Origin of the sequence: Massilia sp. 9I (assembly GCF_902506415.1) — a bacterium.
In the GTDB taxonomy this organism is placed as follows: Bacteria; Pseudomonadota; Gammaproteobacteria; order Burkholderiales; family Burkholderiaceae_D; genus Telluria.
In genome coordinates this window covers 3,915,257-3,932,909 of the sequence record NZ_LR733275.1, presented here as the reverse complement: position 1 = coordinate 3,932,909, position 17,653 = coordinate 3,915,257, and the positions used below count along the sequence as shown (strand labels likewise).

Annotated in this window: 13 protein-coding genes; 1 reads left to right on the top strand and 12 read right to left on the bottom strand. The window is 65.4% G+C overall.

Annotated elements, in window-relative coordinates; genetic code table 11:
- Positions 1 to 10 precede the first annotated feature (10 nt).
- From GV068_RS17605 to GV068_RS17590, 4 genes are read right to left on the bottom strand one after another with little or no spacing between them, the layout of a single operon-like run.
- Positions 11 to 2,341: a response regulator gene (locus GV068_RS17605; RefSeq protein ID WP_159700649.1), complete on the bottom strand. Its 2,331-nt coding sequence runs from the start codon at positions 2,339 to 2,341 to the stop codon at positions 11 to 13.
- Positions 2,334 to 3,821, bottom strand: a complete 1,488-nt coding sequence (locus tag GV068_RS17600) for an ATP-binding protein (protein ID WP_159700646.1) — start codon at positions 3,819 to 3,821, stop codon at positions 2,334 to 2,336. The genes GV068_RS17605 and GV068_RS17600 overlap by 8 nt, the downstream gene beginning before the upstream one ends.
- 10 nt (positions 3,822 to 3,831) lie before the next feature.
- Positions 3,832 to 4,320 (bottom strand): response regulator, encoded by a 489-nt coding sequence (locus tag GV068_RS17595; protein WP_229464290.1) that lies wholly within the window; start codon positions 4,318 to 4,320, stop codon positions 3,832 to 3,834.
- Positions 4,321 to 4,336: 16 nt separating this feature from the next.
- On the bottom strand, positions 4,337 to 6,487 hold the full coding sequence (locus GV068_RS17590) for a CHASE3 domain-containing protein (RefSeq protein WP_159700643.1): 2,151 nt from the start codon (positions 6,485 to 6,487) through the stop codon (positions 4,337 to 4,339).
- A gap of 256 nt (positions 6,488 to 6,743) precedes the next feature.
- On the opposite strand from GV068_RS17590, the gene GV068_RS17585 reads away from it, so the two are divergent.
- Positions 6,744 to 8,204, top strand: a complete 1,461-nt coding sequence (locus GV068_RS17585) for a sodium:solute symporter family protein (RefSeq protein WP_159700640.1) — start codon at positions 6,744 to 6,746, stop codon at positions 8,202 to 8,204.
- A 152-nt stretch (positions 8,205 to 8,356) separates the two neighbouring features.
- Here the strand turns inward: GV068_RS17585 and GV068_RS17580 are convergent, their stop codons facing one another.
- The 8 genes from GV068_RS17580 to grpE form a co-directional block, all read right to left on the bottom strand.
- A complete protein-coding gene (locus tag GV068_RS17580) occupies positions 8,357 to 9,799 on the bottom strand; it encodes an aspartate aminotransferase family protein (RefSeq protein WP_159700637.1) in 1,443 nt (480 codons plus the stop codon).
- 26 nt (positions 9,800 to 9,825) lie between these two features.
- Positions 9,826 to 11,196: a glutamine synthetase family protein gene (locus GV068_RS17575; protein ID WP_159700634.1), complete on the bottom strand. Its 1,371-nt coding sequence runs from the start codon at positions 11,194 to 11,196 to the stop codon at positions 9,826 to 9,828.
- 133 nt (positions 11,197 to 11,329) lie between these two features.
- Positions 11,330 to 12,100 (bottom strand): gamma-glutamyl-gamma-aminobutyrate hydrolase family protein, encoded by a 771-nt coding sequence (locus GV068_RS17570; RefSeq protein ID WP_159700631.1) that lies wholly within the window; start codon positions 12,098 to 12,100, stop codon positions 11,330 to 11,332.
- A 284-nt stretch (positions 12,101 to 12,384) separates the two neighbouring features.
- Positions 12,385 to 12,753, bottom strand: a complete 369-nt coding sequence (locus tag GV068_RS17565) for a nucleotide pyrophosphohydrolase (protein WP_159700628.1) — start codon at positions 12,751 to 12,753, stop codon at positions 12,385 to 12,387.
- Complete coding sequence (gene can / locus GV068_RS17560) at positions 12,731 to 13,426, bottom strand: carbonate dehydratase (RefSeq protein ID WP_159700625.1); 696 nt, start codon at positions 13,424 to 13,426, stop codon at positions 12,731 to 12,733. Before can ends, GV068_RS17565 begins: the two co-directional genes overlap by 23 nt.
- 99 nt (positions 13,427 to 13,525) lie before the next feature.
- Positions 13,526 to 14,650 carry a molecular chaperone DnaJ gene (dnaJ, locus tag GV068_RS17555; protein WP_159700622.1) on the bottom strand — a complete coding sequence of 375 codons (1,125 nt, stop codon included), beginning with the start codon at positions 14,648 to 14,650 and terminating at the stop codon, positions 13,526 to 13,528.
- A 125-nt stretch (positions 14,651 to 14,775) separates the two neighbouring features.
- Positions 14,776 to 16,722 carry a molecular chaperone DnaK gene (gene dnaK / locus GV068_RS17550; protein ID WP_159700619.1) on the bottom strand — a complete coding sequence of 649 codons (1,947 nt, stop codon included), beginning with the start codon at positions 16,720 to 16,722 and terminating at the stop codon, positions 14,776 to 14,778.
- Between the two features lie 104 nt (positions 16,723 to 16,826).
- Positions 16,827 to 17,426 (bottom strand): nucleotide exchange factor GrpE, encoded by a 600-nt coding sequence (gene grpE, locus GV068_RS17545; protein ID WP_159700616.1) that lies wholly within the window; start codon positions 17,424 to 17,426, stop codon positions 16,827 to 16,829.
- Positions 17,427 to 17,653: the final 227 nt, after the last annotated feature.

Below are 17,653 nucleotides of genomic sequence, written 5' to 3'. Positions count from 1 at the left end.
GAGCGCGCGACTAGCTGCCCATGTGCCGGCCGAGGGCGCCGACGATCTCCTGCGGGCTGACCGGCTTGACGAGGTGCTCGTCGAATCCCGCCTCGACGGTAGCGCTGCGGTCGTGCTGCTGTCCCCATCCCGTGACGGCGATCAGCGCAGCCTTCCTGCCCCACTCCTGCGCCCGCACCCAGCGCGCCACCTCGAGCCCATTGGCGTGCGGCATGCCGATGTCCAGCACCAGCGCGTCGGGCCGCCACTGGTCCGCCATCCGGATGGCCTCGCGGCCGTCATAGGCCACCTGGACCGCGTACCCCTCCATGCGCAGCACGTCGGCCAGCAGGTCCGCCGCATCGATGTTGTCGTCGGCGACGAGCAGCCGCGCCTGTGCGCCGGAGGCGGGGACCAGGCGCGCGTCGTCCTGTTCCGCCATGGCGCCGGCGGCCATGCACGGCAGCTCCATCCGGATCGTCGTGCCGCGCTCGGCGCCTTCGCTGAGCGCCTCTACCCTTCCGCCATGCAGCTCGACCAGCTTGCGCACGACCGCCAGGCCGATGCCCAGGCCTTCCGGTCCGCCGCTGACCTTCGACTGCCCCTGGGAGAACATCTCGAACACCGATTCGAGCTGGTCTTGCGCGATCCCGGCGCCGTTGTCGGCGATCGTGACGACCGCCCATTCCCCCTCGATGGCGGCGCGCACCGCGATCGCGCCCGGCCCCGGGGTGAACTTGGCCGCGTTGTTCAGCAGGTTGCTGACGATCTGGGTCAGGCGCACCTCGTCGCCCTCCACGATCACCGGCAAGGCCGGCAGGTCGAAGCGGATATCGTGTCCGAGCGACTCGATCAGCGCGCGCGTGCTTTCGTAGGCCAGCTCGATGGTGCGCCGCAGGTCGACCGGGCGCCTGTCGAGCTCGATGCGGTTGAGCGTGATGCGGCTCAGGTCGAGCAGGTCGTCGAGCAGGCGGCCCATGTGGCGGGTCTGGCGCGCGATCACGTCGCGCGCCCTGCCGATGGCCGCGGGCGAGCCGACCTGGCGCAACATCTCGACCGAATAGCCGATGGCCGCCATCGGGTTGCGCAGTTCATGCGCCAGCACCGACAGGAACTCGGTCTTCTGCCGGTTCGCCTTTTCCAGTTCATGCTGCACGCCCTTGAGCGCGCTGATGTCCACGATCGCCGCGACCACCCCGCGGACCCGCGCCTGCGCGTCGAAAAGGGGCGCCGCATTGACCAGGATGGTGAGCGTGCGGCCGTCGTTGAACTGCACATCGAGCTCGTCGCCGCGCACCGCCTCCCCACGCCGCGCCGCCACCCGCATGGGCCAGTCCTCCGGTTCGATGGCTTGGCCGGCGCGCAGGTAGCGATAAGGCCGTTCCTGCGTGCCGACCCGGTCGTAGCCGGCGCCGTGGTCGATGCCGAGCAGCGCGGAGAACGCCGGCGTGATCTCGATGTGCCGCGCCTCCGGATCGCGGCTGATGGCGATGCCGACCGGCAGCACGTCGAGGATGGTCTGCAGCTCTTCCTGCTGCTTGCGCTGCGCCTCCTTGGCCATGAGCTCGGCCGTCACGTCGCGCAGGGTGCCGATGACCAGCGCCGCCCGGCTGCCATCGTGCTGCAGCAGCTTGGCGCTGCCTGCGATCCAGCGCAGCTCGCCGTCCGCGCCGAGCACCCTGAACTCGGCGGTCACGCGGCTGGTCCCGTCCAGCACCGTGCGCCACAAGGCCTGCAAGCCGGCCAGGTCCTCGGGGTGCACCTGGGCCAGCGCCTCGGCTGGGGCGGCATGCACGAAACCGGGCGGATGGCCGAACATCGGACCGGCGTCGTCGGAGCAGGACAGCTGCCCACTGGCGAGATCCACCTGCCAGGTGGCCATGCCGGCCGACTGCAGTGCGACTTCGAGCCGCGCCTTCGCCAGCGATTCGCGGGCGACCGATGCCTGCAGCCTGGCGCGGTTGTTCACCCGCTCGAAGCAGGCCAGCACGGCGAAGGGCACGCGCGGATAATGCTTGGGCGTCTTGGTGATGTAGTCGTCCAACCCCTCTTTCATGGCATCGACCGCCACTTCCTCGTTGCCGCTGCCGGTGAACATGATGACCGGCGCCGAGGGGTAGCGGCCCTTGATCTCGCGTAGCACCTCGGTGCCGATCGTCCAGCGCAGGCGGTAATCGGTCACCGCGACGTCGAAGCCGCCCGCCTCCAGCGCTTCGCTCAGGCCGGCGGCGTCGCTGATGTGGCGCACCTCGACGGCCTCGATGCGCAGCCTGAGCTCGCGCTCGACCAGGGCGCGGTCATCGGGGTTGTCGTCGATGAGCAGGACGCGCAAGGGGTTGGAAGGGGAGATGGATTCAGGCACCGGGCAACTCGATCCAGAAAGTCGATCCGATGCCCGGCGCCGACTCCACGCCGACGCTGCCCTGCATGCGCTCGACGCCCTTCTTGACGATCGCCAGCCCGATACCGGTACCCGGATATTCTTCTTCGCCATGGAGGCGCTCGAACACGTCGAACACGCGCTCGCGCGCCTCGTCCGCCATGCCGATGCCGTTGTCCTGCACTTCGAGCCGGACCTGACGGCCATGGGCCTGCGCTACGACCAGTACTGCAGCATGCGTTTCCGGCCTTACGAACTTGACGGCATTGCCGAGCAGGTTCGCCAGTGCCTGCACCAGCACCGGCCGGTGTGCCTTCACCATCAAATCCTCGGGCACGTCGATCTGGATGTCGGCCGCGCGATAAGCCGGCTCGTTTTGCAGGACCGACTGCGCATCCTGCACCACCTCGCGCAAGGACAGGCTGTCGGACCTGATTTCATCACGCGACAGGCGCGCAAATTCGAGCAGGTCCGAGACCATCAGGTCGATGCGGCGGGCAATGGCATTGATGCGGTCGACGTATTGCTCGAAATTGCTGAAGTCGCGCGCCACCAGGTCCTGGCTCAACGCGGCTGCGTAGCCCTGGATGGTGCGCAGCGGCTCGCGCAGGTCGTGCGAGACCGAGAACCCGAAGGTCTCGAGCGCCTCGTTGGCCTCCTGCAGCTGGCGGGTGCGCTCCATGATGCGCTGTTCGAGCTCGGCGTTCAGGCGATGGATCTCGGCGCCGGCGCGGCGCAGCGACGTCGCGTCTTCCACGATGCCGTCGATGGCGTCATGGCCGTTGACCTTCACGCGCACCAGCTTGACGACGTAGAAGCGCCCGGCTTCGTCGGTGGCGCCGAGTTCGGCCTGCAGCTCGGCGCTGTCGGATACCGCCTGCAGCTGCGGCAGGCGGCTCGTCACCTGGTCCAGCAGCGGATGGCGCAGCGATTCCGGGGCACTGGGATCGCCGCCCAGCATGGTCCAGAAAGCACGGTTGGCTTCTTCCAGCCTGCCCTCGAGCGACATGCGGAACACACCGAGCTGGATATTCTCGAGCAAGGCAGCCAGGCGGGTCTCGGACCGGATGGCACGGGCCCGGATTTCGTTGCGGCTGAGGCAGGTGTGCACGGCCACCGGCAGGCGCGCGTAGTGGCGCGGGCTCTTGATGACATAGTCGTCCAGGCCCAGTTTCATTGCCTCGACGGCGATCTCCTGGGTGCCGGTGGCGGTGAACATGATGACCGGCAGTTGCGGGTCGAAGCCCTTGACCTGCTTGAGGATGTCCAGTCCCGTGATCCAGCGCATCTGGAAATCGGTGATCACGATGTCGACCCGCAGCCCGGCCTGGAGCACCCGCTCCCAGCCGGCACGGTCGCCCACTTCCTCGATCACGCAGTCGGGCAGGTTGCGCTCGAGCTCGCGCCGCGCCAGCGCACGGTCATCCGGGTTATCGTCGAGCAGCAGTATGTCCAATGTCATCGTTCGCGTATCAGTAAGATGCGCCTGCCGCAGCGGGCGGCGCGGTCAGATTGTTCCTGAACCAGTACAGGTCGAGCACGCTGAGGAGCTGGACCAGGCCGTTGAAGGCCACCGGCTTTTGCAGGTAGGAGTTGGCGCCCAGAGTATAGGCCTTCTGGATGTCCTCGTCCTCGCCTGAAGAGGTCAGCACGACCACGGGCGTCGCATCCAGGCCGCGCTGGCTGCGCGCCCAGCGCAGGACCTCGAGGCCGGAGCGCTTGGGCAGCTTCAGGTCGAGCAGCACCAGGTCCGGCAGCGGATGGCGCTCGCGGTCGCCGTACTGCGCGCCGCCGTCCAGGTAGGCCACGGCCTCGTCGCCGTCCGCCACGACCTGCAGGGACACCGGCAGGGCGGCCTTCTTGACCGCGCGCCGCACCAGCAGCACGTCGTCCGGATTGTCCTCCACCAGCAGGATCACCGGCAGTCCGGCTGCGTCGTCCTCGTCGCTCATGCTTTCCATCGCTTTGTCCTTTGTCTCAGTCGGCAGCCTGCATGGCCAGCTCGAAGGTGGTGCCGCCGCCCTCGCGGTTGCGGATCCGCACGGTCCCGTCCATGCGCTCGAGGCCTTTCTTCACGATCGCCAGGCCGATGCCGGTGCCCGGGTAGCGCTCGTGGCCGTGGAGGCGCTCGAACACCCCGAACACGTGTTCGCGGTGTTCGGGCGCGATGCCGATGCCATTATCGCTGATCAGGAGGCGCACTGTCCGGCCATCGCGCGATCCGGAGATCGCGATGCGCGGCGTCACGCCCTGGTCCACGAACTTGATGGCGTTCGTCAGGAGGTTGGCGACGATCTGCACCAGGATGGTCGCATTGCCCTGCACCGCCGGCAAGGGCCAGGCGAGGTCGAAGCGGGCCCCGCTTTCTGCAATCTGGGCCTCGAGGTCGCGCAGGACGGTCCTGACGACGGTGCCGAGGTCGACCCGTTCGAGGCGCAGCTCGGCGCGCGACAGGCGGCTGTAGGCCAGCAGGTCCGTGATCAACCGGTCCATGCGCACCACGGCCGCCACGATGCGCTCGGCGAACATCCTGCCGTCCGCCGACATGCGTTCGCCTTCGTCCTCGAGCAGGGCGGTGGAGAAGCCCTCGACGTTGCGCAGCGGCGCGCGCAGGTCGTGCGCCACCGTGTGGGCAAAGGCGCGCAGCTCGGCATTCGCCTCGGCGATCCGGGCGGTCCGCTCCTCGACCCGCTGCTCGAGCAACTGGTTGGCTTCGATTAGCTTGCGCTGGGCGGCCTTGATTTGCGTGACTTCCAGCAGGGCGACGACGACGCCTTCCAGCCCTGCCCCGTCGAGGACCGGATAGAAGCTGGCGAGCCAGTCGCGCTGCCGCACGGAATCGCGGTCCATGTTGCTGCTGAACTCGATGCCACTGACCTGGCGGCGGTCGCGTACGAGCTGCTCCAGCACTGCGCGAATCTGTTCGCCCAGCGGCGCCGGCAGCGCGCTCGTCAGCGCCATACCGACCATGTCGCGCTTGGGCCGGCTCCCCAGTTCGGCCAGCGCGTCGTTCAGCTCGGCCAGGCGCAGGTTCGGGTCCAGCAGGCCGAGCCCGACCGGGACGGCGCGGTAGATGGTCTCGATCTGGGCCAGCCTGCGCCCCAGCGCCAGCTCCGATTCCTTGCGTGCGTGGATGTCTTCGGTCAGGCCATACCAGGCAACGATGGCGCCCGATGCGTCACGCCGCGGCGCGGCGCGCGAGCGCATCCAGCGCACCTGGCCGCCGGCGGCATGAATGCGGAACTCGAAATCGAAGGGCTCGCCGCTGGCGACCGACTGCGCCCACGCCTGCAGCATCGCCGGACGGTCGTCGGGAAGCACCGCGCTCGACCAGCCGGACCCCGGAACGGCCTCGCGAGCCTGTCCCGTGAGCGATACCCAGCGGTCTGAGAATGTCTCGATGGCGCCGGCCGCCGAAGCGCGCCAGGGTATCTGCGGGTTGAGTTCGATCGTGTACCGGTAATTGGCTTCCGATTCGGACAAGGCCTGCGCCCGGGCCAGCAGGCGCGCCGCGTCGCGCGAGGACAGCACCCACAGCATGACCACAAGCGCGATCCCCGTCCCGGCGGTGGTGGCAAAGGCGGCGATCAGTTCGCGGCGTCCTTCTTCAACCCGTGCCTGGCGCTCGCGCAGCAGGTGCTGCTCCTCGGCGCGGATCGACGTCGCAAGCGCAAGAATACGTTCCTTGAGCTGCCGGCCCGACTCCAGGGTCGCGAGAGTGGGCGGGCGCCCTGCCTGCTTTTCCTGCACGACGCGCTCGAGCAGGTCGAAGCGCGCGCGCAGCGCATCCTCGAAATCGCGTAGCGCGGCCTGCTGCCGGGGGTTATCCCGGGTCAGGGCGCGGACTTCCGCAACCTGGGGTAGCACGGCATCGCGCGCTTGCTGGTAGTTCGCCAGGAAGCCCGGGCTGCCGGTGAGCAGGAAGCCGCGCTGGGCCGCTTCCGCGTCGCTCGTGTGGGCGATGGTGGACTGGACGTTTTCCAGCACCTCGCGGGTGTGAACCACCCACCGGAAGGAGCCGGATTGGGTGCGAATGCCCTCAGCCAGTACTGCCAGCGCCGCCGCCAGCACGACCAGGCTGAGAATGGTGGCGATGGTGACTGGAGGGCGCAGCGTGAATTTCTTCATAAAAACGTGCTGCCGCATTCCATTGGTAAATGGCATGCGATGGCGGAATCCTGATCGGGCAAGCATACACGAGGGCCAGGGGAGGCGCTTCACGGAAGGAGTCATGCGCTTAGCGCACCTGGCTCAGGCCCATTTCTTTCCTAGAAGAGCAACACTTGAAGCCAAATCCTAGCAAAGTTGAGCCAACCGCCGGATTCTGCCTTTATAATCGCGAATTTTCCGCCCAACAATTTTCCGCGCCCGGAGCATCCACCGCATGAACACCACTTTGATCGTTTTCGTCGCGCTTTACCTGCTCGGCACGCTCGGGCTCGGGATGTGGGCGGGTACCCGGATCAAGAATACCAGCGACTTCGCCGTGGCCGGCCGCAGCCTGCCGCTGATCATGGTCATCACGACCACCTTCGCCACCTGGTTCGGCGCCGAGACCGTGATGGGCGTGCCGGCCAAGTTCGTGCAGGGCGGCCTGAACGCCATCATCGAGGATCCGTTCGGCGCGGGCATGTGCCTGATCCTGGTCGGCGTGTTCTTCGCCTCCAAGCTGTATAAACTGAACCTGCTTACCATCGGCGACTACTACCGCCAGCGCTACGGCAAGGGCATCGAGGTGTTCTGCTCGGTGGCGATTATCCTGAGCTACCTGGGCTGGGTGGCGGCGCAGATCACCGCGCTGGGCCTGGTGTTCACGGTGCTGACCAACGGCGCGCTGGCGCCGGCCACCGGCATGGTCATCGGCACCCTGGCGGTGCTGATCTACGTGGTGGTGGGCGGCTTCCTGGCGGTGGCGATCACCGACTTCATCCAGATGATCGTGCTGGTGGTCGGCATGGCCATCATCGCCGTCTTCGCGTCCGACCTGGCCGGCGGCGCCGACAAGGTGCTGGCGATGGCCCATCAGGCCAAGCTGTGGCGCGTGCTGCCCGAGCCGAGCTTCACCGACATCATGTTCTTCATCGCCGCCGCCATCACCATGATGTTCGGCTCGATCCCGCAGCAGGACGTGTTCCAGCGCGTGATGTCGGCCAAGGACGCCCCGACCGCGCGCACCGGCGCCGTGATCGGCGGCGCCAGCTACATCCTGTTCGCCTTCGTGCCGATGTTCATCGTGGCCGCGGCCGTGGTCGTGATGGGCGAGTCCGCCATGTCGATGGCCATGCACGACTACCAGCGCCTGCTGCCGACCTTCATCATGACCAAGATGCCGCTGGTGATGCAGATCCTGTTCTTCGGCGCGCTGCTGTCGGCCATCAAGAGCACCTCTTCGGCCACCCTGCTGGCGCCGTCGACCAGCTTTGTCGAAAACATCCTCAAGAACCTGCGCCCCGGCATGAGCGACAAGCAGCAGCTGTTCGCGATGCGCGTGACCATCGTGATCTTCGCCACGCTGGTGCTGCAGTACGCGATCTTCATGGAAGGCACCTCGATCTACGAACTGGTGTCGAGCGCCTATCAGGTCACGCTGGTGGGCGCCTTCGTGCCGCTGGTGATGGGCCTGTACTGGAAGCGCGCGACCACGCAGGGCGCCATCCTGTCGATCGGCGCCGGCATCCTGGTGTGGCTGCTGTTCTTCCCGCAGATCACCAGCTGGGGCGAGCACTTCCCGGGTCAGCTGGCCGGGCTGGTGGCGGCCTTCATCGGCATGTTCGTGGGCTCGCTGGCGCCGCAGGTGTTCAAGAATGGCGGCGAGCCGACCAAGCATATTGTGGCGAGTGCTTGAGCTGACACTGGTCATGCAAAATTGGATCCCGGCCTTCGCCGGGATGACGGCTTTAAGGCTAACGGAAGAAACGCGTTAGCGATGTTTTATGCGTTAGCTTAAAAACGTCGTCCCGGCGAAGGCCGGGACCCAAGTTGCAAGCAAACCGCGAGCTACTCCATCCACCCGTTCCCCACCACCTCCTCCAGCGTCAGATCCAGGCAATGCCCGATCCGCTCCACCATCTCGTCGATCTGCCCTTTGGTAATCGACAGCGGCGGCGCCACGATCATCCGGTCCCCCACGGCGCGCATGATGACGCCGTTGTCGAACATGTGCTTGCGGCAGACCATCCCCACCGCGTGCGCCGGCGGGAAGGCCTCGCATTCATGCACCGTCGCCCCCTTGCGCCGCACCAGGTTCAGCCCAGCCGTCATGCCGCAGGTCTCGGCATGCCCCACCAGCGGATGCATCGCCAGCGAGGCGAAGCGCGACTTCAGGTGCGGCCCGGTCTCCAGCGCCACTCGCTCCACCAGGCGCTCGGCTTCGATGATGCGCAGGTTTTCCAGCGCCGCCGCGCATGCCGACGGGTGGCCGGAATAGGTGAAGCCGTGGTTGAAGTCGCCGCCCTTCTCGATCAGCATGTGCGCCACGCGTGAGCCCACCAGCACGCCGCCCAGCGGCACGTAGCCCGAGGTGACGCCCTTGGCGAAGGCGATCAGGTCGGGCTGGAAGCCCATCAGCTCGCAGCCGAACCAGGTGCCTAGGCGGCCGAAGCCGCAGATCACTTCGTCCGATATCAGCAGGATGTCGTACTTGTCGCAGATGCGCTGGATCTCCGGCCAGTAGGTAGCGGGCGGGATGATCACGCCGCCCGCGCCCTGCACCGGTTCGCCGATGAAGGCGGCCACGCGCTCCGGCCCCACTTCCAGGATCTTCGCTTCCAGCCAGCCGGCCGCTTCCAGGCCGAAGGCCGCTTCGCTCATGCCGTGCCCGTGCTCGGCGTAGTTCGGCTGGCCGATATGGACGATGCCGGGAATCGGCAGCCCGCCCTGCGCGTGCATGCCCGCCATCCCGCCCAGCGAAGCCCCGGCCATGGTAGAGCCGTGGTAGGCGTTGCGGCGGCTGATGATGGTTTCGCGCCCCGGACGGCCGGCCAGCTGCCAGTAGCGCCGCACCATGCGCACGATGGTGTCGTTCGCTTCCGAACCGCTGCCGGTGAAGAACACGTGCTGCATGTTGGGTGGCGCGAGCCGCGCCAGCAGCGCCGCCAGTTTCACCGCCGGCACGTTGGTGGTGTTGAAGAAGCTGTTATAGAAAGGCAGCTGCAGCATCTGGGCGTGCACCGCGTCGGCGATGCTGGCGCGCCCGTAGCCGGCGTTTACGCACCACAGGCCGGCCATGCCGTCGATGATCTTGTTGCCGTCGGAATCCCACAGGTAGACGTCGTCGGCGCGCACGATCACGCGCGCGCCGCGCTCGCGCAGCGCGGCGTGGTCGGTGAACGGATGCAGGTAGTGCGCGCTGTCCAGGCGCTGCAGGGCCTGGGTGTCAAAAGTCTCTTGCGTCTCGGGCGCAGTCACGCGCAGCGAGGCCACCATCGAGTTGGTTGTCATGATTGGCTCCCATTATCAAGAACCAATCAGACGTGCAGCAGCAGGTGCTCCCGCTCCCACGGACTGATGACGCGCATGAACTCCTGATGCTCGAGGTCCTTTACTGCAGAGTACACGTCGATGAAACGCTCGCCAAGCACGTCGCGCAAACGGTCTTCCCGGCGCAACAGGGTGATCGCTTCGGACAGGCCTTGCGGCAGCTCGACCGGCATGTCGTAGGCGCTGACCTCGACCATCCGGCTCGGCTCGACGGCGTCGAGCATGCCCAGGTAGCCGCAGGCCAGCGTAACCGCCAGCGCCAGGTAGGGATTGGCGTCGGCGCCGATCACGCGGTTCTCCACGCGCCGGTCCTGCGCCCCCGACACCGGCACCCGGAAGCCGACGGTGCGGTTGTCCATGCCCCACTGCAGGTTGATCGGCGCGGCCGAGTGGCGCACGATGCGGCGGTAGGAATTCACATAAGGAGCGATGATCGCCATGGCCGACGGCATGTAGCGCTGCAGGCCGCCGATGTAGTGGCGGAAGGCGTTCGATGGCGTGCCGTCGGGATTGCTGAAGATGTTGCGGCCGGTTTCCTTGTCGACCACGCTCTGGTGCACGTGCATCGCCGAGCCGGGCTCGTCGGCCATGGGCTTGGCCATGAAGGTGGCGTACATCTCGTGCTTGAGCGCGGCTTCGCGCAGGGTGCGCTTGAAGTAGAAGACCTTGTCGGCCAGGCCGAGCGGATCGCCGTGCAGGAAGTTGATCTCCATCTGGCCGGCGCCGATCTCGTGGATCAGGGTGTCGACGTCGAGGTTCATCATCTCGCAGTAATCGTAGATGTCCTCGAACAGCGGGTCGAATTCGTTGACGGCGTCGATGCTGTAGACCTGGCGGCTGGTCTCGGCACGGCCGCTGCGGCCCACCGGCGAGCTGAGCGGCAAGTTGGGATCGATGTTCTTGGCCGTGAGGTAGAACTCGAGTTCCGGCGCCACCACCGGCTTCCAGCCGCGCTCTTCGTACAGCTTGAGCACGCGGCGCAGCACGCTGCGCGGCGCATAGTCGACCAGCTTGCCGTCGGCGAAATAGCAGTCGTGGATGACCTGGGCGGTGGGGTCGACCGCCCACGGCACCATGGTGATGGTGGTTGGGTCCGCCTTCAGGATCATGTCGCGGTCGGTGGCCGCGATGGCGCGGTTATAGGATTCGTCGCGCTCGGGGGTGTTGCCGGTGACGGTCATGCCCAGCACCACTTCGGGGATGCGCATGCCGCGGTCGTCGGTGAATTTTACGCGGGGGAGGATTTTTCCACGGGCCACGCCAGTCAAGTCGGGGACCAGGCATTCGATTTCAGTGACCCGTTTCGCGTTGAGCCACTCCTCCATGTCGGTATAAGAAAAATTGTCGCGGATTGCCATGATTGCCTCACTGTCTGTTTCGAAGTTCGTGCGCACGAACGGCCAGCGCCGGGTGCGCGGTTACACATCAGGCAGGGAAGCTATGGGACGGCGCTGTTCGCCCAGAAAAAGGCGTCCGCCACGGCATACAAGCTCATGCACTGCTCCGTTGCAGGGATTGTTTCTGCGCCTGGTATTCACGGCAGGCATTGCCGAAGGCCCCGAACATCTTCATCGAGTAGGGGTTGTGCTGGATGCGCCACTCGGGGTGCCACTGCACCGCCAGGGTGAAGCCGGGCGCGGTGGAGACCGAGAAGGCTTCGACCAATCCGTCCTCCGCTACAGCTTCGACCGACATGCCCGGCGCGAGTTCGTTGATGCCCTGGCCGTGCAGCGAGTTCACCGGGATTTCCGACTGGCCCAGCATGCGCTCCAGGCAGCCGCCGGGCGTGATGAAGACGTTGTGGGCGTCGCCATACTGCTCGTCCATGCCGAGCTCGGGATTTTCGCGGTGGTCGAACTTGCCGGCCACGGTCTGCACCGCCTGGTGCAGGCTGCCGCCCAGGGCCACGTTCATTTCCTGGAAGCCGCGGCAGATCGCGATGATCGGGATGCCGCGCTTGACCGCTTCGCGGATCAGGGGCAGCGTGGTCCGGTCGCGCGCCGGGTCCTGCGGCAGCGACGGATCGAGCACTTCCTCGGAGTAGTAGCTGGGGTGCACGTTCGAGGCCGAACCGGTCAGCATGATGCCGTCGCACAGGGCGAGCATGGTTTCCAGGTCGAGCGCTTCGCCCAGCGAGGGCAGGATCATTGGCGCGCAATCGGCGCCAAGCACGACGGCGTCGACGTACTTGTACTGGGCGGCGTGATACGGGTGTTCGCCGAAATCACGCGTGCATGCGGGGACGATGACGATGGGGCGCATGGTCTCTACCTTGTCGTGAAGCGCACGAAACCATGATACGGGCATTCTGGTTCGGGCGCGAGTGGCCATTGATCCAGATCACGCGCCGATCAGGGCGGCGCGGCGGAGAGCGTGTGGCTTCCTGCTGATCTGTCAGGGAAGAGAGCTCGCCCACGGGCAGCTCTCAAACCTCATGACAAAATCTTAACGGTAACTCGAGGAGCATGCCAACACGGTAGGCGCTCGACACGGAGTGAAAGAATATTTCATAAAAGCAAGTTAAATGAAATATTCTTTCAGGAGGGTTATTTCTTGTACTCGTAGTACTTGCGCGCGTCGCCTCGCACCTGCTCGGCCGGATACTTTTCCCGGTTGAGCACCATCTTTTCCTGCACCGCCGCGAACAGGTCAACGTCGAGCTTGTCGGCCAGGCGTACCAGGTACACCAGCACGTCGGCCATCTCGTGGCGCACCTGGACCTGCTTGTCCGGCCCCAGCTCGTCAAGGCGGCCGTGCTGCAGCCACTGGAAATGCTCCAGCAGCTCGGCCGCTTCCACGCTCAGGGCCGAGGCCAGGTTCTTCGGCGTGTGGAACTGGTCCCAGTCGCGCTCGTCCACGAAGCTGCGGACGAGATCGCGCAGCTGGATGAGATCACTGTCCGCGGCGTTCGTCACGGACCTGGTCGCCGTCGAGGTAGCCGCTCAGCACGCGCTCGAGCTTCGGTGCGATCTCTTCGAAGCTGCTGACGGTGATGCCGAGGTCGCGCAGCAGGCCGTCGTGCACGCCGTAGACCCAGCTGTGGATGGTCAGCGGCTGGCCGCGTTCCCAGGCGTCGCGCACGATGGTGGTCTGGGCCACGTTGATCACCTGCTCGGCCACGTTCAGCTCGACCAGGCGGTTGACGGCCTGGCGGCCGATCACGTTGCCGAGGTACTTGCCGTGCTTGTCGCGTACGTCGCGCACGTGACCGAGCCAATTGTCGGCCAGGCCGACGCGGGTGCCGGTGAGCGCGGCGCCCACGCCGGAGCAGCCGTAGTGGCCGCAGATAATGATGTGCTTGACCTTCAGCACGTCGATCGCGAACTGCAGCACGCTCAAGGCATTCAGGTCCGAGTGCACGATCACGTTGGCGATGTTGCGATGGACGAAGAGCTCGCCCGGCGCCATGCCCAGCAGCTCGTTGGCCGGCACGCGGCTGTCCGAGCAGCCGATCCACAGGTATTCCGGCGCCTGCTGTTCCGACAGCGCCTTGAAGAAATTCGGGTCCTCGGCCACCATCGAAGCGGCCCATTTGCGGTTGCGTGCGAAGAGGTCTTCGGCGCTCACGCCCGTGGTCTTGTTTTCCAATTGTTCTCCTGACTGATGCGTGCTGAATAGACGAAAGTATACCAGCCAGACGAAAAAAAACCGCCGGGGCCTTCGCCGCCGGCGGTTTACTATGGTCGCTTACTCGAAGAAGTCCTTGACCTTGTCCATCCAGCCCTTGCTCTGCGGGCTGTGCTTGGCCCCGCCTTCGCTGGTCGAACGCTCGAACTCGCGCAGCAGGTCCTTCTGCTTGTCGGTGAGCTTGACCGGGGTCTCGACCACCACGTGGCAGAACAGGTCGCCGGTGTAGCCCGAGCGCACGCCCTTGACGCCCTTGCCCTTGAGGCGGAAGGTCTTGCCGGTCTGGGTGCCTTCGGGCACCGTGAACGACACCTTGCCGGTGAGCGTAGGCACCTCGATCTCGCCGCCCAGGGCAGCCTTGGCGAAGGAGATCGGCATTTCGCAGTGCAGGTCGTCGCCTTCGCGCTGGAACACCGGGTGCGGCTTGATGTGGATTTCCACGTACAGGTCGCCCGACGGTCCGCCGTTGGTGCCCGGCTCGCCGTTGCCGGTCGAGCGGATGCGCATGCCGTTGTCGATACCGGCCGGGATCTTCACTTCCAGCGTCTTGTTGCGCTTGATGCGTCCGGCGCCGCCGCAGGCCGCGCAGGGTTCCGGGATGATCTTGCCGCTGCCATGGCACTTCGGGCAGGTCTGCTGGATGCTGAAGAAGCCCTGCTGCATGCGCACCTGGCCGTGGCCCGAGCAGGTGGTGCAGGTGACCGGCTGGGTGCCCGGCTTGGCGCCGCTGCCGTGGCAGGTGTCGCACTTGTCCCAGCTCGGCACGCGGATGGTGGTCTCGTAGCCGTGCGCCGCCTGCTCCAGGGTGATCTCGAGGTTGTAGCGCAGGTCGGCGCCGCGGTAGACCTGGGGTCCGCCGCCGCCGCGGCCGCGGCCGCCGCCGAAGATGTCGCCGAAGATGTCGCCGAAGGCGTCGCCGAAACCGCCCGCGCCGAAGCCGCCTCCGCCGCCCATGTTCGGGTCGACGCCGGCGTGACCGTAGCGGTCATAGGCCTCGCGCTTCTCCGGATTGGTCAGCATCTCGTAGGCTTCCTTGACCTCCTTGAACTTCTCTTCCGCTTCCTTGTTGTCAGGGTTGCGGTCAGGGTGGTATTTCATCGCAAGCTTGCGATAGGCCTTCTTGATGTCGTCTTCCGACGCATTCTTCGCGACCCCGAGGATCTCGTAAAAATCACGCTTTGCCATTGGCGGCACCTTGCTTATTGATCAGGTAAAACGGTGGTTGCAAAAAAACCGAGCCGGGTAACCTGGTGGTCGCAGCGGCTCGGTGGTTCCCGCAGGGACGGCCCTAGGGCCGCCCCCGCAGGGGATTACTTCGCGTCTTTCACTTCTTTGAAGTCGGCGTCGACCACGTCGTCCTGCTGCGGCTGCTCGCCACCCTGGCCGCCGGCCTGCTGGCCACCGGCTGCACCGGCAGCGCCTGCCTGCTGCGCCTGCATGTCGGCGTACATCTTCTCGCCCAGCTTCTGCGAGGCGCTCGACAGCGCAGCGGTCTTGGCGTCGATGTCGGCCTTGTCGCCGCTCTTGATCGCGCCTTCCAGGTCGGCGATTGCCGCCTCGATGGCCGATTTCTCGCCGGCTTCCAGCTTGTCGCCGTATTCGGTCAGGGACTTCTTGGTCGCGTGCACCAGCGCGTCGCCCTGGTTGCGGGCTTCGGCCAGTTCCTTGACCTTCTTGTCCTCTTCCGCGTTCAGCTCGGCGTCCTTCACCATCTTCTGGATTTCTTCTTCCGACAGGCCCGAGTTGGCTTTGATGGTGATCTTGTTTTCCTTGCCGGTGGCCTTGTCCTTGGCGCCCACGTGCAGGATGCCGTTGGCGTCGATGTCGAAGGTCACTTCGATCTGCGGCGTGCCGCGCGCTGCCGGCGGGATGCCTTCCAGGTTGAACTCACCCAGGCCTTTATTGCCCGCTGCGATTTCACGCTCGCCCTGGTAGACCTTGATGGTCACGGCCGGCTGGTTGTCGTCGGCGGTCGAGAACACCTGCGAGAACTTGGTCGGGATCGTGGTGTTCTTGTGGATCATCTTGGTCATCACGCCGCCCAGGGTTTCGATACCCAGCGACAGCGGGGTCACGTCCAGCAGCAGCAGGTCCTTGCGCTCGCCCGACAGGACCGAGCCCTGGATCGCGGCGCCGACAGCAACGGCTTCGTCCGGGTTGACGTCCTTGCGCGGATCCTTGCCGAAGAACTCCTTGACCTTTTCCTGCACCTTCGGCATACGGGTCATACCGCCGACCAGGATGATGTCGTCGATGTCCGAGACCTTCACGCCCGCATCCTTGATCGCGGTGCGGCACGGTTCGATGGTCTTCGAAATGAGTTCCTCGACCAGCGATTCCAGCTTGGCGCGGGTCATCTTCAGGTTCAGGTGGACCGGCGCGCCGTTCGCCATGGCGATGTACGGCTCGTTGATCTCGGTCTGCTGCGAGGACGACAGTTCGATCTTGGCGCGCTCGGCCGATGCCTTGATGCGCTGCAGGGCGATCGCGTCCTTCGACAGGTCGAGGCCGTTGATCTTCTTGAATTCGTCGATGATGTAGTCGATGATGCGCTGGTCGAAGTCTTCGCCGCCCAGGAAGGTGTCGCCGTTGGTCGACAGCACTTCGAACTGCTTCTCGCCATCGACGTCGGCGATCTCGATGATCGACACGTCGAAGGTGCCGCCGCCGAGGTCATACACGGCGATCTTGCGGTCACCCTTGTCGGTCTTGTCCAGGCCGAATGCCAGCGCGGCCGCGGTCGGCTCGTTGATGATGCGCTTGACGTCCAGGCCCGCGATGCGGCCGGCGTCCTTGGTCGCCTGGCGCTGCGAGTCGTTGAAGTAGGCCGGCACGGTGATGACGGCTTCGGTCACTTCTTCGCCGAGGTAGTCTTCGGCGGTCTTCTTCATCTTGCGCAGGACTTCAGCCGAGATCTGCGGCGGCGCCAGCTTCTTGTCGCGCACGCCGACCCAGGCGTCGCCGTTGTCGGCGCCGAGGATCTGGTACGGCATCAGCGAGATGTCTTTCTGGACTTCTTTTTCCTGGAACTTGCGGCCGATCAGGCGCTTGACCGCGAACAGGGTGTTCTTCGGGTTGGTGACGGCCTGGCGCTTGGCCGGGGCGCCGACGAGGATCTCGCCGTCTTCCTGGTAAGCGATGATCGACGGCGTGGTGCGCGCGCCTTCCGCGTTTTCGATGACCTTAGGCTGGCCATTTTCCATGATCGCGACGCAGGAGTTGGTCGTACCCAGGTCGATACCGATGATCTTGCCCATTTTGTTTTCCTTTTAAATGCTGTAGTTTCGGATGGATTCAATATTGGGAATTACTGCGTGCTTTCAAGGGCATACCTCAACAAGGCGCAGCGTCCAGCTCCTGCTTACTTCGGCGCTGCAGCCGTCACGATGGCCGGGCGCAGCAGGCGGTCGGCGATCGTGTAGCCCTTTTGCAGCACGGTGACCACGGTATTGGCCTCCTGCTCGGACGGCACCACGGCGACGGCCTGGTGCTTGTTCGGGTCCAGCTTCTCGCCCGCCGCCGGCATGACTTCCAGCAGGCGGTTCTTTTCGAACGCGGCGCTGAGCTGCTTGAGCGTCATTTCGACGCCTTCGCGCATCGCTTCGACGGTCTGGGTTTCGACCTTGAGCGCCATTTCGAGGCTGTCGCGCACCGGCACCATGGCCTCGGCGAAGCTTTCGATGGCGAATTTATGGGCCTTGGTCACGTCTTCCTGGGCGCGGCGGCGGATGTTTTCCGCGTCGGCTTTCGCGCGCATGAAGGCATCGTGCATCTCGGCCAGCTTGGCTTCGGTTGCGCTCAGCTGGGCTTCGAGGTCCGACTGGACCGACGACGCTTCGGCCGCCGGCGGCACGCCGGCCTGGCCGGCGCTGGCCTGGGCAGCCTCGTTGGCGGCGGCAGCGGTAGCAGCATCGGCGCCGTTCGCCTGCTGGGACAGCTCTTGGTTTTCTTGGTCTTGCATCGAAAAAACTCCTAGAATCAAGGACTTGGCTGAATTGGTAACGTATCCTGCCGTACTCACAGGCCCCTACATGGGGCGATGTCCTACATTTTCAAGGGGCATTTCCAGGTCGCCCCATGAAAAAGTAGAAATCATTTGTTACAAGATTTACGGTTTCCCTGAATCATTTCCTAGCGAAAAGTCTTAATCTTCCTGTCAAGCTTGTGGCAGGGGCCGCAATCGTCAGG

What these genes read in the sequence shown, in the direction of transcription:
- grpE (WP_159700616.1), bottom strand. Translation starts at nt 17,426, where the DNA reads ATGCAAGACCAAGAAAACCAAGAGCTGTCCCAGCAGGCGAACGGCGCC.
- GV068_RS17575 (WP_159700634.1), bottom strand. Translation starts at nt 11,196, where the DNA reads ATGGCAATCCGCGACAATTTTTCTTATACCGACATGGAGGAGTGGCTC.
- GV068_RS17595 (WP_229464290.1), bottom strand. Translation starts at nt 4,320, where the DNA reads ATGGAAAGCATGAGCGACGAGGACGACGCAGCCGGACTGCCGGTGATC.
- GV068_RS17570 (WP_159700631.1), bottom strand. Translation starts at nt 12,100, where the DNA reads ATGCGCCCCATCGTCATCGTCCCCGCATGCACGCGTGATTTCGGCGAA.
- dnaK (WP_159700619.1), bottom strand. Translation starts at nt 16,722, where the DNA reads ATGGGCAAGATCATCGGTATCGACCTGGGTACGACCAACTCCTGCGTC.
- GV068_RS17590 (WP_159700643.1), bottom strand. Translation starts at nt 6,487, where the DNA reads ATGAAGAAATTCACGCTGCGCCCTCCAGTCACCATCGCCACCATTCTC.
- GV068_RS17585 (WP_159700640.1), top strand. Translation starts at nt 6,744, where the DNA reads ATGAACACCACTTTGATCGTTTTCGTCGCGCTTTACCTGCTCGGCACG.
- dnaJ (WP_159700622.1), bottom strand. Translation starts at nt 14,650, where the DNA reads ATGGCAAAGCGTGATTTTTACGAGATCCTCGGGGTCGCGAAGAATGCG.
- GV068_RS17600 (WP_159700646.1), bottom strand. Translation starts at nt 3,821, where the DNA reads ATGACATTGGACATACTGCTGCTCGACGATAACCCGGATGACCGTGCG.
- GV068_RS17580 (WP_159700637.1), bottom strand. Translation starts at nt 9,799, where the DNA reads ATGACAACCAACTCGATGGTGGCCTCGCTGCGCGTGACTGCGCCCGAG.